This window comes from Xanthomonas populi (genome assembly GCF_002940065.1).
Lineage (GTDB): Bacteria > Pseudomonadota > Gammaproteobacteria > Xanthomonadales > Xanthomonadaceae > Xanthomonas > Xanthomonas populi.
This window is the reverse complement of the sequence record NZ_MDEJ01000154.1, coordinates 1-9,161: the sequence shown is the minus strand read 5'-3', so window position 1 is coordinate 9,161 and position 9,161 is coordinate 1. Positions and strand designations below refer to the sequence as shown.

Annotated in this window: 6 protein-coding genes and 2 pseudogenes; all 8 read left to right on the top strand. The window is 57.5% G+C overall.

Features of this window, described 5'->3' with window-relative positions; translation table 11 throughout:
- Positions 1-162 precede the first annotated feature (162 nt).
- A pseudogene (locus tag XpopCFBP1817_RS17945) lies at positions 163-410 on the top strand (transposase); the annotation flags it as partial.
- 727 nt (positions 411-1,137) lie between these two features.
- Positions 1,138-4,384 (top strand): annotated as a pseudogene (locus XpopCFBP1817_RS17940) (TonB-dependent receptor).
- 106 nt (positions 4,385-4,490) lie between these two features.
- On the top strand, positions 4,491-5,876 hold the full coding sequence (ppnN, locus tag XpopCFBP1817_RS17935) for a nucleotide 5'-monophosphate nucleosidase PpnN (protein WP_128418159.1): 1,386 nt from the start codon (positions 4,491-4,493) through the stop codon (positions 5,874-5,876).
- 113 nt (positions 5,877-5,989) lie between these two features.
- A complete protein-coding gene (locus XpopCFBP1817_RS23275; RefSeq protein WP_279627132.1) occupies positions 5,990-6,535 on the top strand; it encodes a GspH/FimT family pseudopilin in 546 nt (181 codons plus the stop codon).
- Entirely contained in the window at positions 6,532-7,008 is a 477-nt protein-coding gene (gene pilV, locus XpopCFBP1817_RS17925) for a type IV pilus modification protein PilV (protein WP_128418158.1), read from the top strand. Before XpopCFBP1817_RS23275 ends, pilV begins: the two co-directional genes overlap by 4 nt.
- The gene (locus XpopCFBP1817_RS17920; protein WP_128418157.1) at positions 7,005-8,144 is read left to right on the top strand and encodes a PilW family protein; all 1,140 of its coding nucleotides are present in this window, start codon (positions 7,005-7,007) and stop codon (positions 8,142-8,144) included. Before pilV ends, XpopCFBP1817_RS17920 begins: the two co-directional genes overlap by 4 nt.
- Positions 8,134-8,664, top strand: coding sequence for a pilus assembly PilX family protein (locus tag XpopCFBP1817_RS17915; RefSeq protein ID WP_244171227.1), 531 nt, complete (start codon positions 8,134-8,136; stop codon positions 8,662-8,664). The genes XpopCFBP1817_RS17920 and XpopCFBP1817_RS17915 overlap by 11 nt, the downstream gene beginning before the upstream one ends.
- Positions 8,665-8,673: 9 nt before the next feature.
- The gene (locus XpopCFBP1817_RS23270) at positions 8,674-9,129 is read left to right on the top strand and encodes a hypothetical protein (protein ID WP_244171226.1); all 456 of its coding nucleotides are present in this window, start codon (positions 8,674-8,676) and stop codon (positions 9,127-9,129) included.
- Positions 9,130-9,161: the final 32 nt, after the last annotated feature.

Genomic DNA, 9,161 nt, shown 5'->3' with positions numbered 1-9,161 from the left:
CGCTGCCATCGCCAATGTCTGCTGTGTCATCGCTCTATCCAAAAGCACGCTGCTGGATAGCAATTTTCGCAGATCTGGGGACTTTTTCAGCGTTGCCTTAGGGAACCTCTGAACAACGTCCCCAGATGCGCGACACTACACAGCTACGTTGAGGAGTGATCCATGCAACTGACGTTTGGTGACGCTGAGGGTCTGGGTAAGCGCAAGCAGCCCGCCGCGAAATCTTCCTGACTGAGATGGAGAAAGTGGTGCCATGGCAGCAGTTGCTTGCGCTGATTGCACGGCACGATCCGGTGTCAAGACGGCCAGGTCGGCAGCCGTACGCACTGACCACGATGTTGCGGATTCATCTGCTGCAACAGTGGTACGCGCTGAGCGATCCGGCGATGGAAGAAGCCTTCCAATCTATGGATGGTGCGCCGACAGTGATTACCGGCCAAGGCATAATGCTGTCCGGCGGCAGCTGAAGCCGCCAGATACGCGCAAAATCTCGTCTTACATACCCAATTTGCGCGTTATGGCGCTCTCGATGCTGATATTTTTGGGTCTTGCGAATTGTTCATACCTTCCCCAGCGCGTGCTGGGGCAGGGCAGTTGGTGTGCGTGGAAGGAGTTGGCTGCGGTGCGTGGTTGACTGAAGCTCAAGCGCTTGATTGATCCCACGCACTCCCTGTTTCCTGATGCGCAAGCTAAACATAGCTTGATCTGACACTGTCGCTCGTTCGGCCCGGCTCGGTCTGGCCGAAGGCGTGGCGAAAAGCGGTCCGCGCTATGACACAACGAACGCATCAACCTACTAGATGGCTTCACATCGCATCCGAGGCGCAAAGCGGCGCCCATTCGACACCTCAAGCGTCGAATCCTGCGCTCGCTTCATCCGAGACCCATGCCTCGCTCCCTTTGCGACTTTGCACAATATGGCGTTTGCGTCTTCATATGCGAATTTCATGTTGCGCTGCACGAAGTTTGTCGCGTCTCCGTCACAACCAGGCCTTAGAGTGTTAATGTTATGTTAAAATTTGCGACAGCAACCAGCCGCGCAGCAAGGAACCCCAGATCATCGGCAGCCCACCCCCGGGAACCGTTGGGCTGACTGCGTCTTTTTGTCACTGCCTGACCTGTATCGAGGCTACCGAAATGACCCACCCCCGCTGTCTCCGCATGTCCAAGCTGACGCTTGGCCTCGTTGGCGCACTTGCCGCTGCCTCCGCATTTGCCCAGAGCACCTCTGCCGGCGTCGTTGGCGTCGTCACCAGCAGCGGTGGCCAGCCGGTGCCGAATGCCGAAGTGACGATCACCCACGTCGAGTCGGGCACCGTCAGCCGCGCCACCACCGATGCCAGCGGACGCTACAACGCGCGCGGCTTGCGTGTGGGTGGGCCGTACACGATCACCATCGCCAAGTCGGGTGAAGGTACGAAGACTGAGGAAGGTGTTTACCTGACCCTCAATCAGGTCAACAGTGTCAATGTTTTCCTCGGGGGCGACGTCACCACACCCGGCGCGGTGCAGGCCATCGGCGGCGATTACGGCTCGGCTTTGTTCAGTGCCAACAAGATGGGCACCGGCACCAACGTGACCCGTGAGCAGATCGAGTCGCTGCCGTCGATCAACCGCAACCTGCAGGACTACGTGCGCCTGGATCCACGCGTGGCGCAGACCGACAAGGCGCGTAATGAGATCTCGGTGGGTGGCCAGAACCCGCGCTTCAACCTGATCCGCGTGGACGGCATCAACACCAATGATGCCTTCGGCCTCGAGTCGAACGGTATGCCGACCCCGCGTCAGCCGTTCTCGATGGACGTCATCGACGAAATCTCGGTCGACGTCGCCAACTATGACGTCACCATCACCGGTGCCACCGGTGGCGTAATCAATGCGGTCACCAAGTCCGGTACCAACGAATTTCATGGGTCGGTTTACAGCACCTACCGCGAAAACGATTGGTCAGGCAAGAATCAGAACGATATCCGCCCGAAGTTGTTCGACAACGAGACCGTCTACGGTCTGACCCTGGGCGGCCCGGTGATCAAGGACAAGCTGTTCTTCTTCGCCAACTATGAGAAGTACAAGGGCAAGGGCGTGTTCACCGGTGCGTCTGGCTACGGTCCGACAGGCTCGGACGAGAGTAATATTGTGGGCATTTCCCAGGAGGAAGTCGATCAGATCATCGACATCTCGCGCAATGTCTACGGGTTCGATCCGGGCACTCTCGCGCTGCCTGCGCTGGACTCGGATTCCGAAGAGAAGGGCTTCAAGCTCGACTGGAACATCTCCGACAAGCATCGCGCAGCGTTTCGCTACGGTGAGAGCGAGCAGAGCACCGCCAACCTCAACGGCTTCGGCAACCAAGCGCTGTCGCTGAACTCGTTCCATTACGTGCGCGATTTCAGCCTCAAGACCTATACCGCTCAGTTGTTCAGCGATTGGACCGATACCTTCTCCACCGAAGCCAAGGTGTCGTACCGCGATTATTCTACAGTGCGTACTGCCGCCTCACAGCTGCCAGCTGTAGCCGTGCGTATCGGTAACAACACCGTCAACCTGGGTACCGAGCAGAGCACGCAAGCCAACGAACTGCGTACCGAAACGTGGAATGCATTCTTCGCCGGCAGCTTGTTCCTGGACGACCACACCGTCAAGTTCGGTTTCGACTACGAAGATAATGATCTTTTCAATTTATTTGGACAGCGCGTCTTCGGTTCTTACACGTTCGATTCCATTGCCGACTATGCAGCCAATCGTCCGCTGAACTATCGTTACTCGCAGTCTGATAGCGGCGACATCGACGATGTTGCTGCGGACTGGGGCATGCGCAATGTAGGTGTGTTCCTGCAGGACAGTTGGGCCCTCAACAACAATCTAACGCTGACGTTTGGTCTGCGTTACGACGAGCCGATGGTCAAGAACACTCCTGCCTATAACGCCGCTGCGTCGACGATCTTCGGCTTCGGTAACGACCAGACCATTGATGGCAACGGTCTGTTCCAGCCTCGCTTCGGCTTCAACTACACCTTCGATAGCGATCGCCCCACCCAGTTGCGTGGCGGCGTGGGCCTCTTCCAGGGTGCCGCGGCAACTGTATGGCTTTCGAACCCATACTCCAACACCGGTCTGACGTACACGGATTACAACTTCTCCAGCCAGGCGCTGGTGAACTCGAACGGGATTCGCTTCACTCCCGACATCGATAACCAGCCGATCGGCAATGGTTCTGTGAATGGCGCGACGCAGTCTGTCGATTTTGTCGACAGCAAGTTGGGTCAGCCATCGGTGTGGAAGGCCAACCTGGCATTTGATACAGAGCTGCCTTGGTATGGCATCGTTGCGTCTGCAGAAGCGGTGGTAACTCAGGTCAACGAGGCGATTTATTACCAGCAGCTCAATCTGGGCGGCAGCACCCGCGTAGGCCAGGATGGTCGTAATCTGTATTGGAATACCCCGGGTCTGAGTCCGGCCTGCTGGTTGGTTGACGGTCGCAACCCGACCGGTGCAAGCGCTCCGGCTGCATGTCTGCGTGGAACGGGTTCTTCTGTCGATGCGCGCGGGTTACGCAATCCGAACTATAACGACGCCATCATCGCTCGTCCCACCGACAAAGGCGGTAGCGAGAGCTTCACCTTCGGTCTGAATAAGCCCTTCAACGGCGGGAATTGGTCCTGGGGTCTTTACTACACGTACACCGATGCCAATGAAGTCAGTGGCCTGACCAGTTCGACCTCGGGCTCGCAGCTGGGCAACAATGCGGTCTTTCAGGCAAATGAAAACGTCGCATCGACTGCGGCATACGAGGTCAAGAACAGCATCCTCGGTACGTTGAACTGGAAGCATGCATTCTTTGGCGATTACGAGACTTAAGGTCGGCCTGATTTACCAAGGGCGCAATGGTCGTCCGTACAGCTATGCGTTCGACAACGATGCCAACGGCGATGGTCGCCTAAACGACCTGCTGTACATCCCGGCCAGTCGCGGCGACGTGTTGTTCGGTTCTGCACGAGAAGAGCAGGACTTCTGGAACTACATCGAAGGCAATGAATATTTGTCTGCGCGACGCGGCCAGGTCGTCGAGCGCAATGGCGCTCGCAACTCCTGGATCAACCAGTTCGATCTGCATATCGAACAGGAAGTCCCTGGCTTCTTCGCAGGCAACAAAGCTTCGATCTGGGTAGACGTGATGAACGTCGGTAATCTGCTCAACAAGAAGTGGGGCCGCGTCGAGGAATATGGCTTCCCGGGCATGCGCGGTGTCGTCGAGTACGGCGGTATCGATCAGACCACCGGAAAGTACGTCTATCGCTTCAATACCCCGGATCAGTCGACGGTTTACGACGATCGCGGCATCTCCCGCTGGGCGCTGCAGCTGGGCTTCCGCTACCAGTTCTAAAGCTGGCTAGCGTGTCGAAGTTTGCAAAAACGGCCCTGTTTTCCAGGCCGTTTTCTTTTGTGAGGGTGAGTACGCTAAAGTTCCTGAGATACGACAGGAGCAAGATATGGAACTCAGCAGTACGGCAGCACGGGCGCTGCCGGTAGTGGATGCGCGGATCTACCCACGTGGTGGTCTGGATGTGTTGTCCAAGGCGGAAGTGGCGCGGTTGCGCGATGCATCCAGTGGCGGCATGCACGAGCTGTTGCGCCGTTGTGCGCTGGCCGTGCTCACCAGCGGTAGCGCTTCGGACGACCCGCGCGCGGCGCGTGATCTGTATCCGGATTTCGATATTCAGGTGAACCAGCAGGATCGCGGCATCCGCATCGATCTGAGCAACGCGCCGGCGATGGCGTTCGTCGATGGCGAGATCATCCGTGGTGTGTCTGAGTTGCTGTTCGCCGTCGTGCGTGATCTGGCCTACATGGCGATTGAGCTCGAAGCGCAGCGCGCCGATCTCGACACCAGCGAAGGCATTACCAATGCGGTGTTCGGCCAGCTACGCAACGCACGAATCCTGCAGCCGTCCGACCCGAATCTGGTCGTGTGCTGGGGTGGCCATTCCATTTCGCGCGACGAGTATCTCTATACCAAGCAGGTAGGCTACGAGCTTGGCCTGCGCGGCCTGGACATCTGCACCGGCTGCGGCCCGGGCGCGATGAAGGGCCCGATGAAGGGCGCCACCATCGCGCACGCCAAGCAGCGCAAACACCACACCCGCTACATCGGCGTCACCGAGCCCGGCATCATCGCCGCCGAGTCGCCGAACCCGATCGTCAACCACCTGGTGATCATGCCGGACATCGAGAAGCGTCTGGAGGCTTTTGTCCGCATCGGCCACGGCATCCTGGTGTTCCCGGGCGGCGTCGGCACGGCAGAGGAGATCCTCTATCTACTCGGCATCCTGTTGCGCGAAGAAAACGCCGACCTGCCGTTCCCGCTGATCCTCACCGGCCCAACCATCGCCGCCCCGTACTTCGAGCAGATCGACCGTTTCATCCGGCTCACCCTGGGCGAAGCTGTCGCTTCCCGCTACGAGATCATCGTCGGCGACCCGGTCGCGGTCGCACGTCGCATGGCCGAAGGCATCCACGAAGTGCGCGCGCACCGCAAGGGCCAGAAGGACTCGTACTACTTCAACTGGTCGCTGCACATCCCGCTCGAATACCAGCAGCCGTTCGCACCCAGCCACGAGGCCATGGCCGCGCTGGATCTGCACCACGGACGTCCCGCGCCCGAACTGGCCGCCGACCTACGCCGCGCCTTCTCCGGCATCGTCGCCGGCAACGTCAAGGAAGACGGCATGCGCCGCATCGAGGAGTTCGGCCCCTTCGAGATCCACGGTGACCCCGACATCATGCAGGCGCTGGACGAGCTCCTGCGCGGGTTTGTCCAGCAGCGCCGGATGAAGATTTCGGGGGATTACCGGCCTTGTTATCGGGTGGTGACGTGAGTTTGGAGTTCACGGTCGCGTTCGTCGTGTAGACACGACCGTTCGTCTAGCCGGCGATTGCTCCCCTTATGCGGCAGGCGCATTATCGAGCATCAACGCTGGGGAGCGTCTTGATGGCAGTTCGTCGTGAGCCCGGATTCACCTTGCTTGAGCTGATGGTCACCGTCGCTGTGGTCGGAATATTGGCTGCGATTGCCTATCCAAGTTTCAGAGGGGTCATTCAGTCCAATCAGGTTGCCACCGCTTCCAATGAAATGTTGGCCTCGCTTTCTTTCGGGCGCAGTGAGGCCATACGCACGAATGCGGGTGCCGGGATGTGTCCTTCGAGCTCTGGGACAACCTGCGGCGGTAGTTGGGAAAATGGCTGGCTTGTGTGGCGCGACGAAAACGCCAACGGCGTTATGGATGGAGCTGAGCCTGTCATTCGATACGGCCAAGGAAAAGGGGCTATCGTCTTCAAGGGCAATCCGATGGAAAGATTCACCTTCGATCGGCGCGGCCGAGTGGTCGGGACTGGGGCGGGTGGAGCTGTGCCGACTGGTCCACAGACGCTTTTGCTGCAACCGGTCAATTGCAAGTCAGGTGATGTCGGGATGGCGCGTACGCTGACGATCAGCGTCACCGGGCAGGTGCGAATTTCCAGGAGCAATTGCACATGAGCAGGCGAACGAGCCGGTCTTGGCAGCATGTATGCGAGTCGAAGTCGCAAACAGGATTTTCCCTAATTGAGGTGATGATCGCCGTGCTGGTTCTGGCGATTGGCCTGCTTGGCTTTGCTTTGCTGCAGACCACCAGCGTGCGTATGTCAAAGAGTGCAAGTGTGCGTACCCAGGCAACAAATCTTGCGACAGAACTGCTCGATCAAATGCGAGTCAATCGACTCAGCGCGGCGTCCTTTCCTGGACAGGCTACCTTCTCCAGTGGATCTATTACCGCGGCGATTTGCAATCCTACGATGGGCGCGGCCGACGTCTCAGCCATGGTGACCATATGGAAGTGCGAAGTGGTCAGATCGTTAGGTGATCAAGCAAGTGCAACGGTACTCTACAGCGATGGCATTGCAACCGTTCAGTTGAGTTGGAGTGATCGTGGCGGCGACAATACAAGATTTGATGTGAGTACACGGCTATGAAATCTGCGATTTCCAGCAGAGTCTACGCCCTTGGTATTTCACTGATCGAGTTGATGATTGCGCTTGTCATTGGCTTGGTGCTGTTGCTGGGAGTCATTCAGGTATTCGCTGCTTCAAAGAGTGCATATCGTCTTTCCGAAGGCTTGGCAAGGACGCAGGAGAACGCACGCTTTGCAATCGATTATTTACAGCGCGACCTTCGCATGGCCGGGCATTTTGGATGCGCAACTGATCAGGCGCATTTGCAAAGCGCAGATGCTCTTCAATCCAATTTTGCCAGTTCTGCTGATCAGGCGCTTAACTTTAGGGTTTCCATCCAGGGATACGAAGCTAGCGGTACGGCGCCTTCTGGTGTGGTCACTTTAGGCGCCGAGGCGTCGGGATGGACGCCTGGACTCCCCGCATCTATCGCTGCTCTCGTTCCGCTTGCTGGAAGCGACATCGTCGTGCTGCACTTTCTTTCTGCTCAAGGCGTGCCCGTCACGACCATCACGACTAATCCAAGCGCCACCAGGTTTACCGTGCCAGCTGCCAGGTGGAGCGCGCTGACCCAGGAGGGAGTGTCAAATCCGCGACTCTTTGGTGTCGCCGATTGCCGCTTTGCGGATGTGTTCCAGGCATCCGTTGTCGCTTCTTCTGCGGGGGAGGTGACGGTAGCCGGATTAATCGAGCGTTATACCGGTCAGCCCTCCGGGCAGACCACTCTGTACCGCGCTGAGTCGCTGGTGTATTACGTCGGCAGGGGAGCGAGCGGAGAGCCTGCGTTGTTTCGCGCGCGCTATAACGGGACCGCATACACGTCGGAAGAACTTGTCGAAGGTATCGAAAACCTCCAACTCATCTATGGGCAAGATCGAGTGACTAATCTCAACGTGAGCCCCCCGAGCGGTTATATAGATGTACAGAACACTGCAGCCCCCTTGGCGAATGATGCGGCCGAGTGGCGGCGCGTCGGGAGTGTTCAGGTGGGGCTGCTTGTCAGAAGTCCGGACAGCGCCTCTGCAGCGGTGCCGGAGGCCGCTAACCGTCCGCGGGTGCTAGGTGTGCAGTTTGTTCCGCCGGCTACCTTCGACGGTAAGGTTAGAGGCGTCTACGAAACGACGGTTGCCTTGAGGAATCGTTTGTATGGAAATTAGACCCTCAGTCGCTATAGCAATGGTCCCGCAGTACGGGTGGAAACCTCAGAATGCACAATCGGGCGCTGTGCTGTATGTCGCGCTCATCATGCTGATTTTGCTCGCTTTACTAGGCATTGCCGGAATGCAGGTTACCGGCTTGCAGGAGCGCATGGCCTTTAATTATCGTTCTTCAAATGTCGCATTTCAAAATGCCGAGCAATTGGCGCGTTATACGGAATGCGGTGTGGAGAATCTGGTCAATCCGACAAAGGACGCCAGCTGCGAAACCGTCACTGATGTCAAGGCGTGCGCCCAAGGATTCGATCCGACCGGTTGGGCGATGAATTTGAAACCTAGTGACGGAGCTAATACCAATATTCGTTCACTAGGTCCTTGCATTTCGGGAAATTCAAGTCTTGGGATGGGTAAGGTGGTTAATGAAGATCCCAATCCTGTTTATCAGATCACGGCCTATAACGCTGACGGGGCAGATGGCGATGCCGCCGATGCTGCTGTCGACACCATCTTTCGCCCTTGAGGCATGTCCATGTCAGTTCGCAAGAATAAATTGAGATTCATTGCCTTCTTCGCCGTGGCAGCGATGTGCGGATATGGGATATATGCCGCGATTTCCGCGCAGGGCCAAGGCCGGTTGGCACAGGCGCCGATGAATACCCAGACGACAACGCAGCCAGCTTTTATCATGGCGGTCGATGACTCAAACTCGATGGGTTTTGAAACGCTGACAGCCATTGGTGACTTGAACCTGCGATGGAATAATTGCTCTGCCAGTTTTTTCTCGAGCGCTGGCGTTTTCTTTCCTGGTGCCAGTAACTGCACGACCAATACGGGTGGTCTGCTTTATCTGTTCCCTCATAATGGATTTGATGCTGCCTATGGCGGCTCCGCAATTCCTCCGCTCGATCAGTTCGGGTTTGCGCGCTCTCCCGTCTATAACAAAGGAGCCTCTAAAAACCCCAGCAATCTGCCATCATTGACTTGACGCCCTGCCAGCGGAGAACGACAGACATGATC

Excerpts from the sequence above, each read along its gene's own strand:
- XpopCFBP1817_RS23275 (WP_279627132.1), top strand. The coding sequence starts at position 5,990 with ATGGCAGTTCGTCGTGAGCCCGGATTCACCTTGCTTGAGCTGATGGTC.
- pilV (WP_128418158.1), top strand. The coding sequence starts at position 6,532 with ATGAGCAGGCGAACGAGCCGGTCTTGGCAGCATGTATGCGAGTCGAAG.
- ppnN (WP_128418159.1), top strand. The coding sequence starts at position 4,491 with ATGGAACTCAGCAGTACGGCAGCACGGGCGCTGCCGGTAGTGGATGCG.
- XpopCFBP1817_RS23270 (WP_244171226.1), top strand. The coding sequence starts at position 8,674 with ATGTCAGTTCGCAAGAATAAATTGAGATTCATTGCCTTCTTCGCCGTG.
- XpopCFBP1817_RS17915 (WP_244171227.1), top strand. The coding sequence starts at position 8,134 with ATGGAAATTAGACCCTCAGTCGCTATAGCAATGGTCCCGCAGTACGGG.
- XpopCFBP1817_RS17920 (WP_128418157.1), top strand. The coding sequence starts at position 7,005 with ATGAAATCTGCGATTTCCAGCAGAGTCTACGCCCTTGGTATTTCACTG.